This is a genomic window from Saccharomonospora xinjiangensis XJ-54, assembly GCF_000258175.1.
GTDB lineage: Bacteria > Actinomycetota > Actinomycetes > Mycobacteriales > Pseudonocardiaceae > Saccharomonospora > Saccharomonospora xinjiangensis.
In genome coordinates this window covers 1,699,803-1,724,574 of sequence record NZ_JH636049.1, presented here as the reverse complement: position 1 = coordinate 1,724,574, position 24,772 = coordinate 1,699,803, and the positions used below count along the sequence as shown (strand labels likewise).

Below are 24,772 nucleotides of genomic sequence, written 5' to 3'. Positions count from 1 at the left end.
CATGGAGATCACCGTCACGGTCAACGGCCAGCCCTACACCCGCTCGGTCGAGCCCCGGCTGCTGCTCGTGCATTTCCTCCGCGACGAACTGGGCCTCACGGGCACGCACTGGGGCTGCGACACGTCGAACTGCGGCGCCTGCGTGGTGCTCATGGACGGCGTTCCGGTGAAGTCGTGCACCGTGCTCGCGGTGATGGCCGACCGCCACGAGATCCGCACCGTCGAGGGGCTCGCGACCTCGGAGGGGCTCGACGCCGTGCAGGAGGGCTTCCGCGCCGAACACGGACTCCAGTGCGGGTTCTGCACACCGGGGATGATGATGACCTCCCGCTGGCTGCTGGACCGCAACCCCACGCCGTCGGAGGAGGAGATCCGCGAGGCGCTGTCCGGCCAGCTGTGCCGCTGCACCGGCTACGAGAACATCGTGCGTTCCGTGCGGTGGGCGGCCGAACACGAGGCAGCCGCGTCGGCCGTCTCCGACGCGATTCCCGAACAGGGCGGCCCCACCCCGGCCCCGCAGCAGCGTTCGGAGGTGCAGACATGACCACGACGGATGTCCCCGCGCAGCGCACGACCCCTGTCGGGCACGGGAGCATGCCGCGCAAGGAGGACGAACGGTTCCTGCGCGGCCACGGCCGCTACGTTGACGACGTCGTGCTGCCGGGGATGCTGCATGGCGCCGTGCTCCGCAGCCCTCACGCCCACGCGCGGATCGTCTCCCTCGACACCAGCGCGGCGCAGGCCCACCCGAAGGTGAGGGCCGTCATCACGGGGCAGACGCTTCAGGGTCTGAATCTCGCGTGGATGCCCACGCTGTCGCACGACGTGCAGGCGGTGCTGGCCACGGACAAGGTGCGGTTCCAGGGCCAGGAGGTCGCGTTCGTGGTGGCCGAGGACCGCTACGCCGCTCGCGACGCGCTCGAACTCATCGACGTCGAGTACGAGCCGCTCGCGCCGGTGGTGGACGCGCGCCGGGCGCTGGACAGCGACGCCCCGGTGATCCGCGACGACCTCGAAGGCCGCACCGACAACCGGATTTTCGACTGGGAGACCGGCGACCGCGCGGCCACCGACGGGGTGTTCGCGGACGCCGACGTCGTGGCCACCCAGGACATGATCTATCCGCGCGTGCATCCGGCGCCCATGGAGACGTGCGGCGCCGTCGCGGACATGGACCCGGTCACCGGCAAGCTGACCATTTGGACGACGACGCAGGCGCCTCACGCCCACCGCACGCTGTACGCGCTGGTGGCGGGCCTTCCGGAACACAAGATCCGCGTGATCTCTCCCGACATCGGGGGCGGTTTCGGCAACAAGGTCGGCATCTACCCCGGGTACGTCTGCGCGATCGTGGCCTCGATCGTCACCGGCAAACCGGTGAAGTGGGTGGAGGACCGCTCCGAGAACCTCATGAGCACGTCGTTCGCCCGCGACTACCACATGCACGGCGAGATCGCGGCGACAAGCGACGGGACGATCCTCGGAGTGCGGGTGAAGGTGCTCGCCGACCACGGCGCGTTCAACGGCACCGCTCAGCCGAGCAAGTTCCCCGCCGGGTTCTTCGGCGTGTTCAGCGGGTCCTACGACCTGCGCGCGGCGCACTGCGAGGTCACCGGCGTGTACACGAACAAGGCTCCCGGCGGCGTCGCCTACGCCTGCTCGTTCCGCATCACAGAAGCCGTCTACCTGGTGGAACGCATGGTGGACGTGCTCGCCCACGAGCTCGGCATGGACCCGGCCGAGCTGCGGATGCGCAACCTGCTGCGGCCCGAGCAGTTCCCGTACCGCAGCAGCACGGGCTGGGAGTACGACTCGGGTGACTACCCGCGCGCCCTGCGGGCGGCGCTGGACCTCGCGCACTACGACGAGTTGCGCGACGAGCAGCAGCGACGCCGGGAACGCGGCGAACTCATGGGCATCGGGGTCAGCTTCTTCACCGAGGCGGTCGGCGCGGGACCGCGCAGCCACATGGACATCATGGGACTCGGCATGGCCGACGGCGCCGAGCTGCGCGTGCATCCGACGGGCAAGGCGGTGCTGCGGCTCTCGGTGCAGACGCAGGGGCAGGGCCACGAGACGACGTTCGCGCAGATCGTGGCGGAGGAGCTGGGCATTCCGCCCGAGGACATCGACGTCGTCCACGGCGACACCGACCAGACGCCGTACGGCCTCGGCACCTACGGCTCCCGCTCGACCCCGGTGTCGGGTGCGGCGACAGCCGTGGTGGCCCGCAAGGTGCGGGAGCGGGCCCGGCTGGTGGCTTCGGCGATGCTGGAGGTCGATCCGGGCGATCTGGAGTGGGAGAAGGGCCGGTTCTTCGTCAAGGGCGATCCCACGTCGGGCACGACGATCGCCGAGATCGCGATGGCCGCGCACTCCGATCTGGAACTGCCGGAGGGCGTCGAAGGCCACCTCGACGCCGAGACCGTCTACAACCCGCCGAACCTGACGTATCCGTTCGGCGCGTACGTGTGCGTCGTGGACGTCGATCCGGACACCGCCCAGGTGACGGTGCGCGACTTCGTGGCCGTGGACGACTGCGGCGTCCGCATCAACCCGATGATCGTCGAAGGGCAGATCCACGGAGGGCTCGCCGACGGCATCGGCATGGCGCTCATGCAGGTCATGGCCTTCGACTCCGACGGCAACCACCTCGGCGGGTCGTTCATGGACTACCTGCTGCCGACCACGATGGAATGCCCTTCGTGGCGGCTCGGCCAGACCGTGACGCCGTCGCCGCACCACCCGATCGGCGCGAAGGGCGTTGGTGAGTCGGCCACGGTCGGGTCACCGGCCGCCGTGGTGAACGCGGTGGTCGATGCCCTCAAGCCGTACGGGGTGCGCCACGTGGACATGCCGATGACCCCCGCCGTGGTGTGGCGGGCCATGCAGGGCAGGCCGCTGCGCACGGATATGGCGATCACATGAGCGACCTTGCGCGGACACTGCTCGCCCGTGCCGAGGAACTGCACGCGCAGCGCACGCCGTTCGTGCTCGCCACGGTGGTGCGGGCGCGAAGGCCCACGAGCGCGACGCCGGGTGATCGCGCGCTGGTGTTGCCCGACGGCACCGTGGAGGGTTTCGTCGGCGGGGTGTGCACCGAGTCCACCGTGCGACTGGAGGGGCTGCGGGCGCTGGCGTCGGGGGAGGCGGCTGTGCTGCGCGTGACACCCGATCCCGTATCGGCGGGCGCCGACGACGAGGGGACGATCACCGTGGCGAACCCGTGTCTTTCCGGCGGCGCGGTGGACATCTTCCTCGAACCGAGGCTGCCTCCGCCGCTGGTGGCGGTGTTCGGGGAGTCCCCCATCGCGAGGGCGCTGGCGGAGGTCGGTGAGGTGCTCGGCTACGACGTGCGCTCCTGTGGGGCAGATCCCGAGTTCGCCGCCGCCACCGAGGCCGTCGTGGTGGCCTCTCACGGCAGGGACGAGGAGCGCGTGCTCGCCGCGGCGTTGCGGGCGGGGGTCGGTTATGTCGGGCTCGTGGCGAGCCCGCGCCGGGGTAGTGCCGTGGTCTCTGTGCTCACCGACCTCGGCGAACCGGGTGCCGACCGCATTCACACCCCTGCTGGGCTCGACCTCGGCGCCCGCACCCCGCAGGAGATCGCATTGTCGGTGTACGCGGAGTTGCTGGCGACCCGTTCACGGCGAGCCCGTTCGCCGTCCGGACCTGAGCGCGCCGGATCGTCGCGCGGTGCCGAGGCTGTGGAAGCCGCCGAGGCTGTTGACGCCGCCGGGGCAGGCTCAGCCGTTGGAGCCGTTGAGGTCGTCGAGGCTGTTGACCCGGTCTGTGGGATGACGGTCGCTGTCAGCCCGTCCACGCCGCACGTCAGTCACGAGGGGCAGCCGTACTACTTCTGCGGCTCGGGGTGTGCCGAGACGTTCGCCGCCGATCCCGCGCGCTACGCCACCACCGGTGCGGTTCACGCTCAGTGAGTGGTGTGGGACGCGGGTTCCTCCGCACGGGTCTGTCACAGCGCCCGCGAACTCCCTAGTCTCCAGGGCAGTCCGTGTCGCCGCGCGCGAGGAGTGTTGGCGTGTTGAAGCGAGGTCTGATCGTCGTCGGCGTGGCCTTCGGTCTGGCGGTGATCTACACGACGGGCGCGGAGCAACGCAGATCCGACGCCGAGAACGGCGGCGCCCCTGAACAGCGGGCGGCGTGCACGGTCGTCGTCACGGCCGACGTCCTCAACGTGCGGTCGGGGCCGGGCAGTGACCACGACGTGGTCGGCAAGCTACGTCAGGACGCCGAGATCGACGCCACCACGGAGACGCGCGACGGCTTCCGCAAGATCGGCGACGGCGAGTGGGCCTCCGACGACTACCTGAAACCGGTGGACGGCGCCGACTGCGACTGAACACGGCCGGGGCAGGGGTTGTGAGTTCGCCCGCCCACCACTCCCGCGCCAGGCCGCTGCGGGAGGGTGCCGGGGTAGCCTGCGAGGCGTGCTCACCGTCTCCACCGTTAACGTCAACGGCCTGAGGGCCGCAGCCAAGAAGGGCTTCACGGAGTGGCTCGCCACCACGCCCGCCGACGTCGTGGCGTGTCAGGAGGTGAGGGCCGAGCCGGACAGCCTGACCGCCGAGTTGCGGGAGCCGAGCGGCTGGCACACCGTGCACGCGCCGTCCGCGACGAAGGGCCGCAACGGCGTGTCCCTTTACAGTCGCGTCGAACCCGAGAGCGTGCGCATCGGTTTCGGCGAGGCGGAGTTCGAGGACAGCGGCCGCTACGCCGAGATGTGGCTGCCCGGTGTGGTCGTGGCGAGCCTGTACCTGCCGAGCGGTGACGTGGGCACGCCGAGGCAGGACGAGAAGGAACGGTTCATGGCGGCCTTCCTGCCGTATCTGGAAACGGTGCGCGACAAGGCGGCGTCGGAGAACCGGGAAGTCCTGGTGTGCGGCGACTGGAACATCGCCCACACCGAGCTGGATCTGAAGAACTGGAAGACCAACCGCAAGAACTCGGGTTTCCTCCCCGAGGAACGCGCGTGGCTGAGCCGGGTGTTCGACGAACTCGGCTATGTGGACGTGCAACGCCGGCTCGACCCGGAAGGCCCCGGCCCGTACACGTGGTGGTCGTACCGGGGCAGGGCGTTCGACAACGACTCCGGCTGGCGCATCGACTACCACGTGGCCACGCCGGGCCTGGCCGAGCGCTGCACGTCGATGGTGGTGGAGCGCGCGGCCAGCTACGACGCGCGCTGGTCGGACCACGCGCCGCTGACGGCGACGTACGACGTATGAGGCGCAGGGGCCGCGACGGTGTAGTGCGCAGTCAGCTACGGCAGCGTGTGTAGCAGTTCCCGGAACCCGCTTCGAAGCGGAGCATGGGTCGTTACACTGCGGAGCTGAACGGTTCCGCGACGGTGGCTGGGGAGATCATGCCTGATCCCATGGAGATTGCGACCGGCGCTGCTTCGGTGGCTCCTGGCGGGTCCTTAGTGAGTGCAGTGTCGGCCCTGAAGAAGTCGATGGGCGTCGAATCGATGATGGAGGTAACCCGCTCCGCCGATCGGCTGGTCGCCTCGGCTAAGTCCGGTGGCTTCACTGTCACGAAAGAAGCAGCTGACCCGCTCATCGAGGTGATGGAAGAATTCATCGACAGGGTGAACCTACTCGACAGTGAACTTGTTGCCTTCGACTACGCGCCGAATCTCGGAAACCATGATTACGGCAAACTTGCTGCTGAGCACCTGCACAAATCGGCGAATGGAGACGGTTCGGCGCGCCTTGCGTTGAAGCAGCTTCGAGTGATTCTCGAACGTAGTCGGGATGCACTTCGGATTGCTTCTGGAAGATATCAGGAGCAGGAAGAAGAAGCGCGAGATTCGTTGTCGCGAGATTGAGGTCTTGACAATCATGCATCCGATGAACCTTCTCTGTAAGGTCGCAATTTCTGCACTGGCTTTGCTTGGTCTCGTCGGCTGTTCCGCTACGGAGCATGGAAGCGCGGAGCCACGAGTTGAGTCGAGCCAACAGCAAAAAAGTTCCGGATCGGTAGAACCAGCGCCGGGAGAGTCGCTCAGCTTGTCCGTTGACCCGTGCGAGTTGCTCTCTGTCGAGGAGCTCAAACCACATGGAGAGTTCATTGACGCAGGCAGGAGGGAGCTTGGGGGAGCGCGGTCCTGTGTTTACCAGCGGAGCGCCAGGGGTGGGCATCAAGGTTTCGTTGTCGCACTCAACGTGAGAGATTCGCAGGGGATTGAAAGCGTGGCCGATGCGGGCGGCAAAGTAACCGAATCCGCTGTGGGTGAACGGAATGCTGTCCAGTCGGCGAACATGAGTGTCGGGGACTGCACCGTTGCCATGGAAATTGACGACTCTTCGCGCATTGATGTGAGTGTTAACGGCTTGCCCAGCGTGGATGTGACCTGCCCGATTGCTGAGGATGTTGCCCGGTTGGTCGAGCCCCGCTTGCCTGACGTTCCTTCGTAGCCGCGCGGGCCGTGACGTCGGGGCGCGCGGATTGATCGCTACTGACCGCCACCGCGCGGTGACGGCGGTAGGATCACCGCGTCGCTGTGATCCGGGAGGAAGGTGCGCCGATGTCCGACGGCCGGGGCCCGGCTCCGAAGCCCGCTCCGCCGCCTCCGGTCGAGAGGTGGCGTCAGGAGCGGACGTCTCCGTATCCCTGGGAACAGGACGGGCTCGACCACATCCGCAGGTTGATGCCGCAGGCCGAGCCGTATCGCGCGTGGGCGACGTTCTCCTTCACCGCGGCGTCCGGCCGCGTCAACGAGTGCGATCTGCTGATCGCCGTTCCCGGTGGCCTTTACTTGCTGGAACTCAAGGGTCACACCGGACGTGTGGTGAACAGCGGCGAGACGTGGAGTTTCTTCAGGGAGGGCGTGCGGCGGCCCCGGACGCTGCGCAACCCGCTGCACCTCACCGATCTCAAGTGCAAGGAACTCAAGGGCCGCCTGGAATGGGCGGCCAAACAGAACCACTTTTCCGGCCGGATTCCCCGCATCGAGCCCGCGATCTTCCTGTCCGCACCCGGTCTGGTGGCGGAACTCGACGAGGTGCAGCGCACCCGCGTCTACGGCAGGGACGAGCAGGTCGAGGGCCTCGACTGGATTTGGCGTGACCTGCTGTCACGGCCGCCGCAGCGGGAGCAGCAGCGCATCAGCCCCGAATTCTCCCGCTATGTGCTTCCGAGACTGCTGGAGCGGATCGGCATCCGGGCTTCCGTGGCTCACCTGCGGTTCGGCGACGATTGGGTGCTCGCCAACGAGGTGCTCGACGCGGGGCCCACCTGGGAGGACCGGCTCGCGGAGCGCACAAGCCTCGTGCACGAGCAGGGCCGGGTGCGTATCTACCTCACCGAGCAGCAGGCCGTGGAGGAGCGGCGGCAGTCGGTGGAGCGGGCGGCGCGGCGCGAGTACCAGGTGTTGCAGGGCATCACTCATCGCGGCATCGCGCAGGCCGTGCAGATCAGGGAACATCAGGGCGGCCCCGCGATCCTCTTCCGCCACGACGCGTCGGATCTGCGCCTGGACTCCTACCTCGACGTGCACGGCGAGAACCTCAGCATCGACACGCGCCTCGATCTGGTGCGCCAGCTCGCCGAGGCAGTCCAATACGCGCACCACCGCTCCCTCTACCACCGTGCGCTGTCGGCGCGGTCGGTGTGGGTGTCGGCGAAGGACGACGGCTCCGACCCGGTGTTGCGGATCACCGACTGGCAGGCCGCCGCGCGTGACTTCGACACCACGTCACTGTCCACTGTGGGCAAGACGTCGTTGACGCGCGAGCATCTGGCGAACTCGGCCGAGGTGTATTTGGCTCCGGAGTTCGCCCCGCACGCCGACCCGGTGGATCTCGACGTTTTCGGCCTGGGTGCGGTGTCGTTTCTGATCCTCACCGGAAGGCCGCCTGCCGGTCAGCGCAGCGGGCTCATCGAGCGGTTGGCCGAAAGCCACGGCCTGCACCCGTATGCGGTGGCGGACGGAATCTCCGACGCACTCGATGCGCTGGTGTTCGACGCCACCCGCACCGATCTGGCGCAGCGCCTCGACTCGGCCGACGCGTTCTTGAAGCGGCTGGACGCGGCGGAGTGGGAGTCGCTGCCCGAGTCGTCGGTGCCCGTGGTGGACCCGCTCACCGTGTCGGCTGGTCAGTTGGTGGACGAGCAGTGGCGCGTGGAGCGGGTGCTCGGCACGGGCGCCACGGCGCGGGCGTTGCTGGTCAGGAAGGTGGACACCGCCGACACCGACACCGCCGCTTCGGACACCGTCGAGCGGCGGGTGCTGAAGGTGGCGCTCGACGACGACAAGGCGCAGCGCCTCCACGCGGAGGCTCGCGCGCTGGCGCTCGTCGGCGGCGGCGTGGTGGTGAAGCTGCTCGACGGTCCCCGCGAGGTGGGCGGGCGCACCGTGCTCGACCTGGAGTACGCGGGGGGCCAGGACCCTGACGGTCCCACGCTCGGTGAGTGGCTTCGCGCGGAGGGCAAGCTCACCTACCACAACCTTGAGCGTTACGGTCGTGACCTGTTCACCGCGCTGGATCACCTCGCGGGCAAGGGCGTGCGGCACCGGGATCTCAAGCCGGACAATTTCGGCATCTACCGCAGGGCCGACCGCTCGACGCAGTTGATGCTGTTCGACTTCTCGCTGGCCGATGTGTCCGAACGCGATGTCGCGGCGGGCACGCGCGGGTATCTCGATCCGTTCCTCGGCACGAGCCGCCGCCCCGTTTACGACGATCACGCCGAGCGTTACGCGGCCGCCGTGACCTTGCACGAGATGGCGTCGGGGCAGCGTCCGGTGTGGGGTGACGGGGTGAGTGACCCGCGCACCACGTCCGACGAGACACCGGTGCTGGCGGCGGAGGCGTTCGAACCGGCGTTGCGGGACGGGTTGACGGAGTTCTTCCGCCGCGCGCTGCACCGGGACGTGAATCGCCGGTTCGACACGTTGCGGCAGATGGAGGACGCCTGGCGTGAGGTGTTCACCTCGGCGGACACCGCCGCGCCGCTGACCACTCCCGGCACGGTGGGTATCGAGGGTTCGACGCTGGAGGCGACGCGCGACGCCCACGCCGACAAGGCCACATTGGACACTCAACTCGATCTTGCCGGGTTGAGTCCTCGGGCGGTGTCGCTGGCGCAGTCGCTGGGTGCGACGACGGTGCGCGAGTTGCTGGAGCAGGTGCGGCCGTATGAGATCAGCCGGGCTCGCGGCGCGGGCAAGGTGGTGCGCAACGAGCTGAACCGGCGGCACAAGCAGTGGACGCACGCGCTGTTGCGGCGCGCCGAACCGGACGGGCCCGCGCCGGAGACCGGTGACGGCCCCGCCACGCTCGACGGTCTGGTGGCGTTGCTGCTGCCGGTGAAGGCCAGGCGGGGTTCGCGCAAGGCCGATGTGGTGCGGTTGACGCTGGGACTGCCGGAGGGCTCGGATCGCGACGGTCACGACGGCGGCGAGGACGGTGCTGCCGCGCTGTCGTGGCCGACGCAGACGCAGGTCGCCGCTCGCCTCGGCGTGACGCAGGCGACGGTGTCGCAGCACTATCGCAAGGCGATGGCGGCGTGGGCGGCCGAGCCGAGGGTGGCGGCGCTGCGCGAGGAGGTGGTGCGGCTGCTCGCCGAAGCGGGGCGGGTGATGACGGCCTATGAGCTGGCCGCCGCCGTCAAGGCCGCGTATGGCGGCGCGGAGCGGGACACGCGGGAACGCGCTCTGGCCAGGGCGTTGGCGGTGGTGCGCGCGGCGGTGGACACGGAGGCGTGGGACCGGCAGCAGGAGGGCAGGGAAGGCGCGGAGGACGGCCCCCGGTTCTCGGTGTTGCGGCGCGGTGAGCATGTGGTGGTGGCGCTGGAGTCGTTGCCGGGAACGGACGAACCGAGTGCGCCTGAGCTGGCGGATTACGCGGTGGCGCTGGGCGCGCGGGCCGACGAGCTGGTGATGGTGGACCCGCTGCCGGGCCGTGGTGTGGTGGTGCGCGAGCTGCGGGCGGTGCGGGCGCCGAAGGGGTTGTCGTCGCAGGCGGACACGCGGCTGGTGGAGCTGGCGGCGGCGATGTCGGTGCGGGCGGCGGCGTCGCCGAGGTCGGAGCTGTATCCGAGGTCGCTGGATCTGGTGCGGGCGTTGCGGATGTCGCAGGCCGCGGTGGGTGTGCGGCGGGAGACGGGTATCGCGCCGGCTGACCTGTTGGCGAAGGTGCGGGCGCGGTTCCCTTCGGTGTCGGTGGCCGACGACGTCACGTATGTACGGCTGGAGGAGGCGCTGCGCGCGGCGGGCACCCCGCTGGAGTACGACACGGAGAAGAAGCTCTTCTACCCGCCTGCGCCGGAGTTCTCGCGCCTGGCGTCGTCGTCGAGCACCACGCGCGACAGCTCGGGCGGGCCGAGGCCCGGCGGCCTGGACCCGCACGAGCTGCTGCGCGACAAACTGGCGAGGTCAGTGGAGCAGGGTGGTTTCCTGGCGTTGACGTTGCGCGGCACGGCCCTGCCGGGTGCGGCGGAGGCACTGGCGTCGCGGTATCCGGTGCGGCCGGTGCAGGTGGATCGCGAGTTCCTCGCGGTGTTTCGCGGCCTGGTGGTGGAGTACGACCAGGACTGGGAGCGGGTGCGCAAGCTGGACGAGCGCTTCGGCAGGACGGGCGAGCCGAAGCCGGGTTTCCGCCGGGTCGTGCGGCTGGCGTGGGAGCGGCTGCGGGACCGGCTGGTGGACCAGGCCGGGGCGCGCACGGTGTTGCTGCTGCACCACGCGGATCTGGTGGGCCGCTACGCCGACCTGGGCGGGCGCGAGTTCCTGACGGGGTTGCAGCAGGCAGCGCGGTCGGCCGAGGCGCTGCCGCACGGGCTGTGGGTGCTGTGTCCCGGTGAGTCGGCGGAAGAGGCGCCGCAGCTCGATGGGTTGCGGGTGGAGGCGTTGACGGAGTCGGAGCGGGCGGCACTGGGCAGGGAGTTCGTGCAGGGCTTGCGGGTGTGTGATCGGGCGAGCTGAACCGCCGGTGGTTGTGGTGTTGGGCGGCGGTTGGCTCATCCAGCCCCGGGACGGTTGCTGGGTCGTTACACTCCGGATCTGAACGGTTCCGCGACGTCGGCTTGTGGGGGTAGTTGTGGCCGAACCAGAAGATGTTGCCGCTGGCATGGGCGCGTTGATTCCCGGTGGTGGCGCGCTGTCCATGGCGATGGCTGCGATGGACAAGACCATGGGCGCCAAGGCGATGGCCGAGGTGATCCAATCCACTGATCGGCTGGTCGAGTCAGCCAAAACCGGCGGCTTCACAGTGACCAAAGAGGGTGCCGACCCGATCATCAAAGTGCTCGAGAAATTCATGGAGGAAGTCAAAGAACTCAGGGCTCAGCTGGCTATCGATTTCGATCAAGAACCTAAACTTGGTGAGCATGATTACGGAAAAAGAGTCGCTCTGCACATGTGGGAAGCCGCGAATGACGAACGGTCCCCTCGTGCCGCTTTGACTAAACTCTCCAAAATTCTTGAACGTAGCCGAATCGCTTTACTTATTGCATCGGATCAGTATCAAGAACAGGAAGAGTCTGCGCGCGACATTTTTCGAAAGATGGGAGAATAATGATTATGCTTACCAGGTTTAATTCCTTATTCCGCAAAGCTGCTGCGGCGATTATCGTGGCATCTCTGGCTTCCGGGTGTTCTGCGGGCGAGGCTGGCACGGCGAGTCCTCGGAGTTCGTCTAGTGTTGAGTCCACAGAGACAGTGGAGCCATCAAGTCAAGGCCGTCCTCTCAGTCTTTCGATCGAGCCTTGCGAGCTGTTCACTGTTGAGGACCTTGCCGAGTACGGTGAATTTGAGTCCGAGTACCGGGAGGGCAAAGCGGATCGAACTTGTCACTGGGAAGAAGGTGTTAGCGGCCATCATGACAGTTTGTCTTTTGCGTTGAGTATTCGCGACCGGCAAAATGTGGAGACTGTCAACGATAATGGCGCTGGTGTGCAGCGATTCGAGATCAATCAGCGCCCGGCCGCGAAGGCAAAGAACCCGGAGTTCGGAACCTGTGTGGTGGCGTTGAAGATAGATGATGTGTCGCGCATCGATGTGACGGTTGTTGATGGCTTGGAAGACGACTCGTGCCAGATCGCCGAGGTTGTAGCCGAGCTGCTCGAACCACGGTTGCCTGCCGTTCCGTAAATAGCTCGTCGGATCTTACTGGAACATAGGCTCTGAGGTTGCCGTGCGTAGAAACTGTACTGTCGGTGTCAGGGCTCAATGGTCTGCCGGTTTTGCGGGGGATTCGGTGGAGCGGTCGCGGGGTTGATCTGTGAGTGTGGTGCGAACGGGTCTGCAAAATGGGGGAAGAGAAGGCATGACGTTCAACGTTGGCGCGCGCTTGGCTCTGCTCGGGGTGGTGTTGCTGGCGCCTGGGGTTGCTGGGTGTTCGACAGCGGAACGCGGTATTGCGGAGTCTCCGACTTCGCCGCGTTCCTCTTCGAGCGCGGCGCAGGCCACGAGTGCGTCGTCCACGGGGCCGGACAGCACCGCGATCGATCCTTGTGATCTGATCACAGCGGAGGATTTGGCCGATGTCGGCGAGTTCGAGCCCACATACAAAGAAGGCGCCGGGGCCCGGACTTGCGACTGGCAGTCGGGTTTCGAATCCGGTGGCGACGGCTTTGCTTTCAGTGTCGGCGTGCGGGATTCGCAGGGCATCGATTCGGTGCGCGACATCGGCGGCGGGGTGGAACCGGACACGGTGAACCAGCGTCCAGCGGCGAAAACCTACGATCCGCGGAGCAAAGACTGCCTGATCGCTGTGGAGATCAGCGACACCTCCCGCGTCGATGTGACCACGTTGGCCGACGACGGTTGCGAAATCGCTCCCATTATCGCTGGCCTGGTCGAGCCCAAGCTTCCCGCCGTGCCGTGATCTCGCTGCGCCTGTCAGGTGCCTTCGTGGCCTGGTAGGGCGTAGGTTGTCGCGATCGCGGTTTCTATTGTTCGGCAGTTCAGGCCGCTGTGTTCGGCGATGGTGAAGCCGAGTTCGAGTAGCCGGAAAGCGATGGCACGCAGGACTGGGTCGGCGTCGGCGTGGCCGTTGTCCTGGCGCGCGTAGAGGCCTTCGGTTTCGGTGTCGATGGCTCTGGTGATGCGTAGCAGCGCCGACGGGAGGTCGTGGTGGGCAGGTGGTCGCTGCGCTCGGATCGCCGCGACTTCGGCCGCGTGTTCGCGTGGGGCCGCGATGCCCGGGTTTGTCGCCGCCGCGAGGAGGGTGGCCGCTCGGTCGGCGTCGCGGTCGTGGAGCAGCACCCGCGTGATGGTTTCGACCTGCTCACGGGTCGGCGGGACATAGGTTGCTGTGGTCATGTCACTCTCAGGTTTTGCTGGTGAACAGGGCGGTCGTCACGGCACCGGGTGCGGCGAATACGCCAGCATGTGACGGGCGAGGTCGGCCACGGCTTCGCCGGTGACCCGCACCGCCCGCGCGTCGTCGGGGGCCGCGTCGGCGAGGTGGGCCAGCGCGCCGATGACCTGCTGAATACGCCGCTGAAGTGATCCCTCACCCGGCAGCGCCGCATCCGGCCTCCTGCCGGGACGGCACGTTTCGAGGATGCCGCGCCCCCGATCGTGCAGATCCTCCATGTCGCCGCCCGTGCGCTCACACATCTCCGCCAGCACCTCGTCCAACGCCTCCCACTGCCACACCGGCAACGCCGCCGAACCACGACAACACCCCGCCAGCAGCGCGCCGTCGATCTCCGCCGCCCGCTCGTGCAGCTCCGCCGACAACGCGGCCAACCGGTCGGCCAGCGCGCACAACCCCTCCACCGGCAGCTGCCCACCGTCCTGCCGCTGCACCAACTCGACCACCACCGCACCCAGACAGCGGTTGAACCGGCCCAGCCTCACCAGCAGTTCCCGATCACGTTCGATCACCGTTGACTCCCCTCAGACCCCGACCCGGATTGCTCCGTTCGGCCCAGCCAGCCGCTCAGGTGGCCCGACGGTATCCGGGGAAAACGTCGTCGCGCTGGGCGATTGATTCGCTTGATACGGATGCGACGAATGCGACAGTTCGCCTCCGCACGCGCTGCGGTCGGCGACCGCACGGCGATGTGGCCGAGGAGGTGTGTGGCATGCGGCGACATCCATCCGCCGAAACGTAATGGGGCGACAGGTGGCGTTTCCCCACAGCTACGTGGCGAGACGTAGCGAGACGAGTCGCCGGGTCAGCTCAGTGATCTGTCACCGCGAACCGCCGAACCGGGCCCGTTCACAGGTCTTGACCGGTAACATCACGGTCAGTGATCACGATCTTACGTCGCAAGGTGGAGTAGCGGCTGTGTTGCGACGTGGCCGCTGGATTGCCTTGGCGCGGCATCCCGCCACTAGCATCGCCGGGGTGCCGGTTGGCCGGGCGAGCGAGGGGAGCGGCAACGGTGGCAGTGCGTGGGGCTGACCTGGGCGAGTTGGTGAAGGATCTGCGCAGGCAGGTCACGGCGCTCGAAGACGATCTGCGGGCGCGGGCTTTGGAGGTGCCGGAGTTCCACACCCCGCTGCGGGCCGAGTACGACGACGCGCGAAAGCGGGAACGCACGGCGGCGATGTGGGAGACGTGGCTTGATCAGCGGGTCACGCAGGTGGCGGCGGCGTGGGTGCTCGGCACGGTGTTCGTGCGGTTCTGCGAGGACAACGGTCTGATCCAGTGGCCGTTCATCGCGGGTCCGGGGGAGCGGCTGGCCGACGCGGAGGAGCGGCACGAGGCGTACTTCCGGGAGCGCCCGCAGGACAACGACCGCGACTGGATCGTCGCGGCCTTCACTCACCTCGCGCAGGCGCACCCCACCGCGGAGGGGCTGTTCGAGCCGAAATACAACCCGCTGTGGGAGATCACGCCGTCGTTCGAGGCGGCGACGGCGCTGTTGCAGTTCTGGCGGCGGCGCGGCGACGACGGCGAGATCCGCTACGACTTCACCGACCCCGACTGGGACACGCGCTTCCTCGGCGATCTGTATCAGGACCTGTCGGAGCACGCGCGGAAAACGTATGCGCTGTTGCAGACACCGGAGTTCGTGGAGGAGTTCATCCTCGACCTCACTCTCGAACCGGCGGTAAAAGACTTCGGGCTCAAGGATTTGCGCAGCATCGACCCGGCGTGTGGGTCGGGGCACTTCCTGCTCGGGATGTTCCGGCGGGTGCTGGACAAGTGGAGGGCGGCGGAGCCGGGCACCGATCGGTGGGAGCTGATCCAGCGCACGCTCAGCTCGGTGCACGGCTGCGACAAAAACCCGTTCGCCGTGTCCATCGCGCGATTCCGGCTGCTGGTGGCGGTGCTGCGGGAGGCGAACGCGATCCGGCTCGACCAGGCGCCACAATTCCCGATCAACATCGCCGTCGGTGACTCCCTCATGCACGGCAGGGGCGCGCCCGGAATCCAGGGCGAGTTGTTCGCGCTGGACGAGCCGCACACGTATGCGACGGAGGACATCAACGAGTACGTGCGCTCCTGCGACCTCCTCGGCAAAGGCTCGTATCACGTGGTGGTGGGCAACCCGCCGTATATCACGGTGAAAGACAAGCAGGAGAACAAGAACTACCGCGACCGGTATGACGCCTGCTCGGGCAAGTACGCGCTGTCGGTGCCGTTCGCGCAGCGGCTCTTCCAGCTCGCGATCCGGCGCAGCGGTTCTGAACGCGATGCCGGATTCGTCGGGCAGATCACCGCGAACTCGTTCATGAAGCGCGAGTTCGGGAAAAAGCTGATCGAGGACTTCTTCCGGACGGTGCAGTTAACGCACGTCATCGACACGTCGGGCGCGTACATTCCGGGACACGGGACGCCGACGGTGATCCTGGTCGGGCGGAACCACAGCTATCGGAAAGACGACCCCGTCCGGGCGGTCCTCGGAATCCGGGGCGAGCCGAGCCAACCCGAGGACCCGGCAAAGGGACTGGTGTGGTCGGCGATCGTGAAACAACTTCACCAGCCTGGTAGTGAGTCGGAGTGGGTTTCGGTAGAAGATTTCGACCGCCAAGGGTTCAGCCAACACCCGTGGAGCCTCAGTGGGGGTGGTGCTGCGGATCTCCTGGCTGCGATCGAAAGTACGGCCAGCACGAAACTCGGTGACCTATCTGAATCGTTGGGAATTACTAGTTTCACACTCGAAGATGACTTGTATTTATTGCCATCGCGAGCTGCGGTAAGGCGATCAATCGGGGAATGGGTTCGACCGATGGTTACCGGCGATGCGCTACGCGAATGGTGGCACAGCAACTATGGCGTTGCCATATTTCCCTATTCCAGCGAATTTTACCCCGTTGATGTTGAAGGCGAGGCTGCCTTGCTCGCCTTCATGTGGCCAGGCCGCACCATGTTATCGAACAATGTGATGTTCGGTCGTCAGACCAAGCTGGATGCAGGGTTGGCATGGTATGAGTATGGTCGTCTAACTGCTAGTAAGCTCCGCACACCGCTCTCCATTGCTTTTGCGTTCGTGGCTACTCACAACCACTTCGTGTTGGATCGGGGTGGGAAGGTCTTCAAGCAGTCCGCGCCGGTGATTAAGTTGCCGGAGGGGGCTGGTGAGGATGAGCACTTGGAGTTGCTTGGGGTGCTCAACTCGTCCACGGCCTGCTTCTGGCTCAAGCAAGTGAGTCACAACAAGGGCAATGGCGCGGACAGCAAAGGTGCGCGTACGACGGCTGTTCCTTGGGAGGACTTCTACGAGTTCACCGGCACCAAGCTTCAGGAGTTCCCCCTTCCCGCTGTGTTGCCGTTGGAGTTGGGGCGGGCGCTGGATTCGCTGGCTCAGGATCTTGCCGCGCGGGAGCCGTCCGCTGTTGCCGACCGCGTCACGCCGACTCGCGAGCGGCTTGATGCCGCACGCGCCGCGCATGCGCGGATTCGGGCGCGGATGATCGCGCTTCAGGAGGAACTCGACTGGACCGTCTACCACTCCTACGGCCTGCTCGACGACGCCGAGCGGGCCCGGCTCGTCGCGCCCGACCTCGACAGCGTGCCGGAAATCCAGCTCGGGGAACGGGCGTTCGAGATCGTGCTCGCCCGCAGGGTCGCCGCAGGGGAAGCGGAAACGGCGTGGTTCGAGCGGCACGGGTCCACGCCCATCACCGAGATCCCCGCGCACTGGCCCGACTGGTACCGGCAAATCGTGCAGGCGCGGATCGACGTCATCTCCCAGCGGCGCGACATCGCGCTGATCGAGCGGCCCGAATGCAAGCGGCGGTGGGCGTCCGAGACGTGGGAGCGCAAGGAAGCCGACGCGCTGCGCACCTGGCTGCTCGACCGATGTGAGCGGCGGGAACTGTGGTTCGAGCTCCGCGACGGGCTGCGGCATCCGCGCACCATGACCGTCTACCAGCTCGCCGACCAGTTCCGGGGCGACACCGACATGCACGCCGTCGCCGCCCTCTACGCCGCCGACCACCTCCGCAAACCCGACCTGCCGCTGGCGCAGGTGCTGGACAAGATCCTCGCCGACCAGCACGTGCCCTACCTCGCCGCCCTCCGCTACAAGGACAGCGGCCTGCGCAAACGCGCCCAGTGGGAGCAGGTGTGGGAGAAACAGCGGGAAGAAGACCGCACCGGCGAACGGCTCGACATCGCCGTGCCACCCAAATACAGCTCCGCCGACTTCCGCAAAACCAGCTACTGGACCCATCGCGGCAAACTCGACGTGCCCAAAGAACGGTTCATCTCCTACCCTGGCGCCTCACCCGACGCCGACCCCAGCCTGCTGCTCGGCTGGGCGGGCTGGGACCACAAAGACCAGGCGCAGGCGCTGGTCAACCTCGTCAACGACCGCACAACCGACGCGGGCTGGGACACCGACCGGCTCACCCCGCTCATCGCCGGGCTCGCCGAACTGATGCCGTGGGTGCGGCAATGGCACGGCGAATACGACGAGGAATGGGACGGCGCGCCCGCCGACGAATTCAGCGCCTACCTGCTCGAACAACGCACCAAACACCAGCTCACCGACGACGACCTGACCAACTGGCGACCCACCCCCGCACGGCGCGGCCGCCGCGGCACAGCGAAGGAAACCCAGCAGTGAGCACGAATCCCGTGTACCTGCGCGACGTCCTCGACATCCCCGAAGACGTCCACGCCGGAAGCTTCAAAGTGGAACTCACCGGCAGCATCAAACAGGTCGAGGCACGCCTCGCCGAATACGTCGTCACCGACCAGCTCCGCGACGCCTTCGACAAGGCGCTCGGCATCGTGCGCGCCGCCGTGCGCGACGGCAGCTCCCACGCCGCCTACCTGCACGGCTCCTTCGGCTCAGGGAAAAGCCACTTCCTCACCGTGCTGCACGCCGTGCTCAACAACCACCCCGCAGCCAGAGCCAAACCCGGCCTGCAACCCGTCATCGCCGACCACGACGACTGGCTGCGCGGCAAGAAATTCCTCATGGTGCCCTACCACCTGGTGGGCGCCACCGACCTTGACTCCGCCATCCTCGGCGGCTACGTCAGCACCGTGCGCGCACTGCACCCCGGCAAACCCAGCCCGCCCGTGTATCGCGCGGACGCGATGCTCGACGACGCCCGCCGCTCCCGCGAAGCCATGGGCGACGCCGCGTTCGTGCGCTGGCTCACCATCGGCTCGGACCCCGCCACCGGCGGCCCCGGCGCAGCCGCAGACGAGGACGACGACGATCTCGACCTCCAGCTGCCCGGCGAGGACACCGACACCGGGTGGACCGGCGAACGCCTCGACCGCGCGTTCAGCGCGCCAGCCGGTGACCCCGTGCGCGACCAGCTCGTGCAGGACCTGCTCTCCGGGCCCATGTCCTCCTACATTCGCGGCGCCACCGGGGACGCCGACGCGTTCCTGCCGCTGGAGAACGGGCTGTCGATCATCACGAAGCACGCCCGCGACCTCGGCTACGACGGGCTGATCCTCTTCCTCGACGAGCTGATCCTCTGGTTGCAGGCCCGCATGGTGGATCGCCAGTTCGTCAACACGCAGGTGAGCAAACTCGTCAAGCTCATCGAATCGGGCGACGCCGGGCGCGTGCTGCCCATCGTGTCGTTCATCTCGCGGCAGCGTGACCTGTCCAAACTCGTCGGTGAGGACGTCACCGGCGCCGAGGTCAAGGAACTCGAACGGCAGGTCGAATACCTCGCGGGGCGGTTCGACACCGTGTCGCTGGAAGACCGCAACCTGCCCGCGATCATCAAGGAGCGCGTGCTCACCCCGAAACCCGGTGGCCGCGAGATCCTCGACGCCGCGTTCGCCTCAATCGAATCGGCCAAACCGGCCGACCGCGAGGTGCTGCTCGACGCCGCAGGAGCCACCGGCGCCGACTGGCAGGACTTCCGCGACGTCTACCCGCTCTCGCCCGCGCTGCTGAACGTGCTCGTCGCGCTGTCCGGCGCGCTGCAACGCGAACGCACCGGGCTGAAGCTGTTGCAGGAAATGCTGCGCCGCCGCCGCGACGACATGAAGGTCGGCGAACTCATCCCGCTCGGCGACCTGTGGGACGTGCTCGCCGACGGCGTCGGCGAGGCGTTCACCGACCGGCTGCGGCGCGAAGCCGAAGCCGCCCACCGCTTCTACGCCAAGGTGCGCGCCTGGCTGCTCGAACGCCACGGCGGGGCCGACAACCAGCAGTTCCGCGCCACCGACCGGCTCGTCAAGACGCTGATCCTCGCCGCGCTCGCCCCGCAAGTGCCCGCACTGACCCGGCTGACCGGTCCCCGGCTCGCGGCGCTCAACCACGGCTCGCTGCGCGCCCGCACCGTCTCGGCAGGGTCGCTGGCCGTCAAGCACCTGCGCGAGTTGCAGGCCGAGTTCGGCGAATTGCGCCACGAGGGCGAGGAAGACCCCGTCTTCCGGCTCCAACTGTCCGATCTGGACGTCGAACCGTATCTCGACGCGGTCGGCGAACAGGACACCACGGGCGCCCGCCGCATCTGGACACGCCAGAAGCTGTGGGAGGAACTGGGTATCAAGGACAGCGGCGACTTCGTGTGTGAGCGGGACATCGTCTGGAAGGGCACCCGGCGCACCGCCGAATTCGTGTTCGCGAACGTGCGCGACGAGCAGGAACTCGCCGACGCGCAGTTCCTGCCCAGCACACCAGGCCGCATCCGGTTCATTCTCGACTACCCGTTCGACGACTCCGGCGACTACACGCCACGGCACGACGCCCAGCGCATCCACCGCATGCGGCGCTCCGACGTCACCGCGGCCACCGTCGTGTGGTTGCCGCACTTCTTCTCCGCGCAGAAGTCCGCGCAACTCGGGCGGCTGCTCAAGATTCAGTACCTGCTGGAACGCAACCGCCTCGACGACTTCGCGCGCACCCGCTCCGCCGACGAGCGCATCAAGATCCGCCACCAGCTCGAAGCGCAGCGCGACACCCTGGAATCGCAGCTGGTCGCCGCGCTGCGCCAGCTCTACGGAATCTCGGGCGGCGACGACTCCACCATCGGCGCACCCGTCGGCGAGGACGGGCACGTGCTGTCGCTGTTCCCAGGGCACAAACCCCGCCTCGCCGGAGGCGCCGGGTTCGCCTACAACGTGTTGACCCTGGCCGACGGGCTGTTCGACACGATGTATCCGAAACACCCGAACTTCGACCCGAACGGCAACCGCAAGGCCGTCACCTCCGGCGAGCTGCGCACCGTCTACGAGTGGATCACCAAGGCCATGGAGGACGGCAGCAGACGCGTGGTGGTGGACCGCAACCACCTCGCGCTCGTGCGCCGCATCGTGCACCCGCTGGAACTCGGCGAGGTCACCGACGGGCCGCTCAACGTCTCCGTCGAGTGGCGCCGCCGCATCGAACAGGCCGCCACCCAGCACGGCGTCACCGGCGACCTGCGCATCGAGGACATTCGCGAGTGGATCGCCGAACTCGGCTACACCGGGCTCGACAAACTCGTGCTCAACCTGATCATCGCGACGTATGCGCTGCTGGCCGACCGCACCTGGACCCTGCACGGCTCCGTGCTGCGGCAACCACCCGAACTCGACCGCATCGGACCAGGGCACGCCCTGCGCGCACAGGAGTTGCCCGGCGCCACCGAATTCGCCACCGCCCGCGACCGGGCCGCCGCGCTGTTCGGCGTCGTCGTGCCCGACACGCGGTTCGCGCGCAACATCAACCGGCTCGCCGAGGAGGTGCGCGGCAAGGTCGCCGCGCTGGAAGCGCCCGTCAACGGGGTGCGGCGGATGCTCGACCGGCACGCCGCAGCGCTCGGCATCCCCGACGGGACCATTGCGTCTGACAAGTCCACTGTGTCCGGTGAGTCAACTGTGTCCGGTGAGTCCGCTGCGTCCGACGCGCCGAGAATCGCGCCGAGAATCGCGGCCACCCGCGACGCCGCCGAGCTGCTCGCCCGGCTCGCTGCGGCGAACGACGCCACCGACCTCGTGAACCGGCTCGCCGGCGCCACCTTCGGCACACGCGACACCGTGCTCGCCGCGACGATCTCGGCCGCGCCCGCGCTGCTGGACGCGCTGAACGCCGTGGAATGGTCGCTGGTGACGTCCGTGCGGGGCTTCGCGGGCAGGGGCGACCTCGTCGGCAACCGCGCCGACGCGATGCTCGACGAACTCGTCCACGCAGCCACCAGCGACGAGTTCACCGTGGCGCTCGGCCCCGTGCTCGGCACACTCAAGGACCGGGCCGTCGCCCTCGTCACCGAGGCCGCGCGGCTCGCGGCCGTCGTCGAGCCGTCACCCGCACCGCCCGCTGCTGCCACTCGTTCCGCCGAGGAGGGAACGGGGGAACAGCGTGCCGACGCGGTGAGCCTCACCGACAACGGGCGGCCCGGCGTCAGCGGCACCGCGCCCGAGGCGGCGTTTACCCCGGCGTCCACACCGGCGTCCAATCCGGCGTCCAATCCGGCGTCCACTCCGGCGGGCGCTCCGGCGGAGGCTCCGGCGGGGCGGAAGGCCCGGCGCGTGCGGGCGAGCGCGGCGGAACGCGACCTCGCCACGCTGCTGGCCGGCCTGCGCGAGGAGATCCGCGACTACGCCCGCGCCCACCCCGGCGCGGAGATCGAGATCGAGTGGCGCACGGTCGGGGGAGAGGACAGCGCGCGATGAGCGCGGCACCCGACATCGACCGGCGCATGCTCGAAGCGCTGGTGGAGCACTGGCTGCCCGAAGCAGGGGAGCGACAGCTGTTGCTCGTGCACGGCCGCTACACCGAGGGCGCCGACAGGTCGTTCCCGGTGAAGACCAGCGAGCGCCGCTGCCGAGTCCACGTCGCCGACCAGCACTCGCTGCTCGGGGCCCTCGAAGCCTGGCAGGAACACCAGAGCAGCCACGCCGACGACCCCGACGCGCTGCTCGTGGTCACCACCAGCGTCGCCGACCAGCAATTCGGCTGGGACCTGCTCGCCTACGCCGTGCAGCGGCGGGTGCTGTCGGTGGATCGGGCGGAGATCGTGGCCCGGCGCTTCGGGGCGAGAGACGTCGATCCCCGCATCCGGCAGGAACCGTGGCTGATCGACGCCCTGCTGGACGCCGAACCCGCCGAAGGCTGGCCACGCACCGCGTCGGTGCTCACCCGCGACCGCGCGATCCAGGCACTGATCAGCGTGCGGCTCGGCAGGGCCGCCCTCGGCGACGACGCCGTGGACATCGGCACCCTGCTCGACTTCTCCCTCGACCCGGCTGGCACCACCCGGTTCGCCGCGCTGCCGGACGCCGAACGAGACGGGCTCACCGACTGGCTCACCCACACCGTCGGCGACGCGGCGGGGCTGCTGCTGCGCCTCGCCGCCGAAGGGCGTGCGGCCGACGCCATGCCGCTTGGGGTGGTGGGCACCGCCGCCGTCGGCGAGACGGCGTCCACCTCGGCGGCGCTGGCCTTCGGCGGCCTGCTCGGCGGAGTGCGGCCCGAACAGCTCATCGCGTTCACCGAGGCGGTGGAGGGGGCGCTCGAACGCTGGGTCAGCGAGGCCGAGTCCGGGGGCAGGCACAGCCGCGCCGCGCGGGACAGGGTGCTCGCGGTGACCCGCAGAGCGGAGGAGTTGGCCACCCGCGCCGGGCTGACCGCCGACCTGGCAGGCAACCGGTTCCTGCCGTCGGCGTTCACCGCCCGCCTGCACAGTGTCGCCACCGCGCTCACCGCGGCCCTCGACGGCGCGGGGCTCGACGCGGCCGAGAACGCACTCGTGGCCCTGCGCGAACACCACCTCGCCAGGCTGGAGGACGAGCGGATGCGGGCGGTGGACCTGGCCGTGCGGGTCGTCCGCTGGCTCACGTTGCCGCTGCGCGAACCCGCGTCGGTGGCCGACGGCATCACCACCTACAGCACGGAATGGGCGTGGGTGGACCGGGCGCTGACCACACTGTGGGCGGGCGACCCCGCTGGTGATCCGGTGCTGGGGCGGGCGTTCGAGCTGGTGTTCCGCGCGGCCCGCCAGCGGCGGGACGCCCTCGACGCGGCGTTCGCGGCGCACCTGCCGAGGTGGACGACCCGCGCGGGCGTGCACGACACGGGAGGGTGCCTGCTCATCGAGCAGGTGCTCGACGAGGTGGCGATGCCACTGGCCCGCCAGAGCGCACCCGTGATCGTCGTGCTCGACGGCATGAGCGCGGCCGTCGCCGCCGAACTCGCCGAGCAACTCGCCGAGAACGCATGGCTGGAGGTGTCGCCGCGCGAGCACCGGATCGCCGCGGTGTCGGCCATTCCCTCCGTGACCCGCGCCAGCCGCCCCAGCCTGCTCGCAGGCACCCTCACCGCAGGCGACCAGACGGTGGAGCGCGACGGGTTCGCCCGGTTCTGGAAGGGCCCGGGACGGTCGGGGCAGCTCTTCCACAAGGCCGACATCGGCGGCGACGCCGGACACCGGCTGTCGGACCGGCTGCTGGAAGCGTTGTCCGACGAAACGGTGGCGGTCGCCGTGGTGCTGAACACCATCGACGCCGCACTCGACCACGGCAGGGAAGGCGACCGCACCGGCTGGCGACTTCACGACATCACCTACCTTCCCGAACTGCTCGACGCCGCCCGCAACTACGGGCGGCCCGTGGTGCTCGCCTCCGACCACGGCCACGTGCTCGACAGGGCGGACGGCCCGCCCGTGCCCGGAGCCGGTGCCGAGTCGGCGCGCTGGCGAACCGGCGAGCCCGGCGACGGTGAGATCGCGCTGCGCGGCCCCCGCGTCCTCCTCGGCGGCGGCACCGTGGTGGTGCCGTGGCGGGAGGACATCCGCTACACGCATCGCAAGGCCGGCTACCACGGCGGCGCGGCGCTGGCCGAGCTGACGGTGCCCGTGCTGGTGGTGCTGCCGTCGCTCCACCGGCTGCCACCCGGCTGGACCGTGCTCGCCGCCGACCGGGTCGCACCGGCGTGGTGGCATCGACGTGCCGAGCAGGCTCCGGCTCCTGCTTCTGTTCCAGTTTCGTCCGAGCGGGCGCCGCGCGCGGTGCCGCCGATTGTGGCGTCGCCGCGTGTGGTGTCGCAGCTCGATCCGCACGAGATGTCACTGTTCGCCGTGGACGCGCCGGAGGAGTCCGCGAAACCCGGCGAGTCGCTGGGGGAGCGGGTCGTGGCCAGCGAGGTGTATGCGGGGCAGAAGGCGTTCCTGCCCAAGGCCCCCGACCGCAAGGCGGTGGCCGCGGTCATCGACGCGCTCGTGGAGTCAGGCAACCGGCTACCACTCACCACCGTCGCCACGCTGACGGGCCGGACGGTGACCAGGGCGGCGGTGCTCACCACCACGTTGCAGCGACTGCTCAATGTGGACGGATATCCCGTGCTGTCCATGGACGGTGGGCAGTGGCTGACGCTCGACGTGGAGACCCTGTGCTTGCAGTTCGGAGTGGAGCGTGACTGAACCAGCGGAGACAACACGGCGAGGTGA

16 protein-coding genes are annotated in these 24,772 nt (G+C 68.3%); 14 read left to right on the top strand and 2 right to left on the bottom strand.

From position 1 onward, the window contains the following. Position 1 precedes the first annotated feature (1 nt). The 11 genes from SACXIDRAFT_RS07265 to SACXIDRAFT_RS07230 all read left to right on the top strand — a co-directional run bounded on the left by SACXIDRAFT_RS07265 (position 2) and on the right by SACXIDRAFT_RS07230 (position 12,848). Positions 2-544 carry a (2Fe-2S)-binding protein gene (locus SACXIDRAFT_RS07265; protein WP_006237884.1) on the top strand — a complete coding sequence of 181 codons (543 nt, stop codon included), beginning with the start codon at positions 2-4 and terminating at the stop codon, positions 542-544. Further along, positions 541-2,928, top strand: a complete 2,388-nt coding sequence (locus SACXIDRAFT_RS07260) for an aerobic carbon-monoxide dehydrogenase large subunit (protein ID WP_006237883.1) — start codon at positions 541-543, stop codon at positions 2,926-2,928. The genes SACXIDRAFT_RS07265 and SACXIDRAFT_RS07260 overlap by 4 nt, the downstream gene beginning before the upstream one ends. Beyond that, the gene (locus SACXIDRAFT_RS07255; protein WP_006237882.1) at positions 2,925-3,935 is read left to right on the top strand and encodes an XdhC family protein; all 1,011 of its coding nucleotides are present in this window, start codon (positions 2,925-2,927) and stop codon (positions 3,933-3,935) included. The genes SACXIDRAFT_RS07260 and SACXIDRAFT_RS07255 overlap by 4 nt, the downstream gene beginning before the upstream one ends. Positions 3,936-4,036: 101 nt before the next feature. Beyond that, entirely contained in the window at positions 4,037-4,357 is a 321-nt protein-coding gene (locus SACXIDRAFT_RS07250) for an SH3 domain-containing protein (protein WP_006237879.1), read from the top strand. Between the two features lie 88 nt (positions 4,358-4,445). Then, a complete protein-coding gene (locus SACXIDRAFT_RS07245; RefSeq protein ID WP_006237878.1) occupies positions 4,446-5,243 on the top strand; it encodes an exodeoxyribonuclease III in 798 nt (265 codons plus the stop codon). Between the two features lie 122 nt (positions 5,244-5,365). Beyond that, on the top strand, positions 5,366-5,845 hold the full coding sequence (locus SACXIDRAFT_RS22300) for a hypothetical protein (protein WP_232285266.1): 480 nt from the start codon (positions 5,366-5,368) through the stop codon (positions 5,843-5,845). After that, on the top strand, positions 5,772-6,434 hold the full coding sequence (locus SACXIDRAFT_RS23815; RefSeq protein WP_083840078.1) for a DUF3558 domain-containing protein: 663 nt from the start codon (positions 5,772-5,774) through the stop codon (positions 6,432-6,434). The genes SACXIDRAFT_RS22300 and SACXIDRAFT_RS23815 overlap by 74 nt, the downstream gene beginning before the upstream one ends. A gap of 110 nt (positions 6,435-6,544) precedes the next feature. Next, complete coding sequence (gene pglW / locus SACXIDRAFT_RS07240) at positions 6,545-10,945, top strand: BREX system serine/threonine kinase PglW (RefSeq protein WP_006237872.1); 4,401 nt, start codon at positions 6,545-6,547, stop codon at positions 10,943-10,945. 115 nt (positions 10,946-11,060) lie between these two features. Further along, complete coding sequence (locus SACXIDRAFT_RS22290) at positions 11,061-11,537, top strand: hypothetical protein (RefSeq protein WP_232285265.1); 477 nt, start codon at positions 11,061-11,063, stop codon at positions 11,535-11,537. Further along, positions 11,537-12,112, top strand: a complete 576-nt coding sequence (locus tag SACXIDRAFT_RS22285; protein WP_332306767.1) for a DUF3558 family protein — start codon at positions 11,537-11,539, stop codon at positions 12,110-12,112. The genes SACXIDRAFT_RS22290 and SACXIDRAFT_RS22285 overlap by 1 nt, the downstream gene beginning before the upstream one ends. Before the next feature lie 175 nt (positions 12,113-12,287). After that, positions 12,288-12,848 (top strand): DUF3558 family protein, encoded by a 561-nt coding sequence (locus tag SACXIDRAFT_RS07230; protein WP_006237869.1) that lies wholly within the window; start codon positions 12,288-12,290, stop codon positions 12,846-12,848. Positions 12,849-12,862: 14 nt separating this feature from the next. Here SACXIDRAFT_RS07230 and SACXIDRAFT_RS07225 read toward each other — a convergent pair whose 3' ends face one another. Next, positions 12,863-13,285, bottom strand: coding sequence for a hypothetical protein (locus SACXIDRAFT_RS07225; RefSeq protein ID WP_006237868.1), 423 nt, complete (start codon positions 13,283-13,285; stop codon positions 12,863-12,865). A 36-nt stretch (positions 13,286-13,321) separates the two neighbouring features. Next, complete coding sequence (locus SACXIDRAFT_RS07220; RefSeq protein ID WP_006237867.1) at positions 13,322-13,855, bottom strand: hypothetical protein; 534 nt, start codon at positions 13,853-13,855, stop codon at positions 13,322-13,324. Positions 13,856-14,358: 503 nt separating this feature from the next. Here SACXIDRAFT_RS07220 and pglX point away from each other — a divergent pair. The 3 genes from pglX to pglZ are packed head-to-tail and all read left to right on the top strand — an operon-like array spanning position 14,359 to position 24,745. Continuing rightward, entirely contained in the window at positions 14,359-17,994 is a 3,636-nt protein-coding gene (pglX, locus tag SACXIDRAFT_RS07215) for a BREX-2 system adenine-specific DNA-methyltransferase PglX (protein ID WP_006237866.1), read from the top strand. Continuing rightward, entirely contained in the window at positions 17,991-22,001 is a 4,011-nt protein-coding gene (locus SACXIDRAFT_RS07210; RefSeq protein WP_006237865.1) for a DUF6079 family protein, read from the top strand. Before pglX ends, SACXIDRAFT_RS07210 begins: the two co-directional genes overlap by 4 nt. Then, positions 21,998-24,745 (top strand): BREX-2 system phosphatase PglZ, encoded by a 2,748-nt coding sequence (gene pglZ, locus SACXIDRAFT_RS07205; RefSeq protein WP_006237864.1) that lies wholly within the window; start codon positions 21,998-22,000, stop codon positions 24,743-24,745. The genes SACXIDRAFT_RS07210 and pglZ overlap by 4 nt, the downstream gene beginning before the upstream one ends. Positions 24,746-24,772: the final 27 nt, after the last annotated feature.

Coding starts and splice junctions, on each gene's coding strand:
- SACXIDRAFT_RS07230 (WP_006237869.1), top strand. CDS start 12,288: ATGACGTTCAACGTTGGCGCGCGCTTGGCTCTGCTCGGGGTGGTGTTG.
- SACXIDRAFT_RS07225 (WP_006237868.1), bottom strand. CDS start 13,285: ATGACCACAGCAACCTATGTCCCGCCGACCCGTGAGCAGGTCGAAACC.
- SACXIDRAFT_RS23815 (WP_083840078.1), top strand. CDS start 5,772: ATGCACTTCGGATTGCTTCTGGAAGATATCAGGAGCAGGAAGAAGAAG.
- SACXIDRAFT_RS07260 (WP_006237883.1), top strand. CDS start 541: ATGACCACGACGGATGTCCCCGCGCAGCGCACGACCCCTGTCGGGCAC.
- SACXIDRAFT_RS07255 (WP_006237882.1), top strand. CDS start 2,925: ATGAGCGACCTTGCGCGGACACTGCTCGCCCGTGCCGAGGAACTGCAC.
- SACXIDRAFT_RS07265 (WP_006237884.1), top strand. CDS start 2: ATGGAGATCACCGTCACGGTCAACGGCCAGCCCTACACCCGCTCGGTC.
- pglZ (WP_006237864.1), top strand. CDS start 21,998: ATGAGCGCGGCACCCGACATCGACCGGCGCATGCTCGAAGCGCTGGTG.
- pglW (WP_006237872.1), top strand. CDS start 6,545: ATGTCCGACGGCCGGGGCCCGGCTCCGAAGCCCGCTCCGCCGCCTCCG.
- SACXIDRAFT_RS22285 (WP_332306767.1), top strand. CDS start 11,537: ATGATTATGCTTACCAGGTTTAATTCCTTATTCCGCAAAGCTGCTGCG.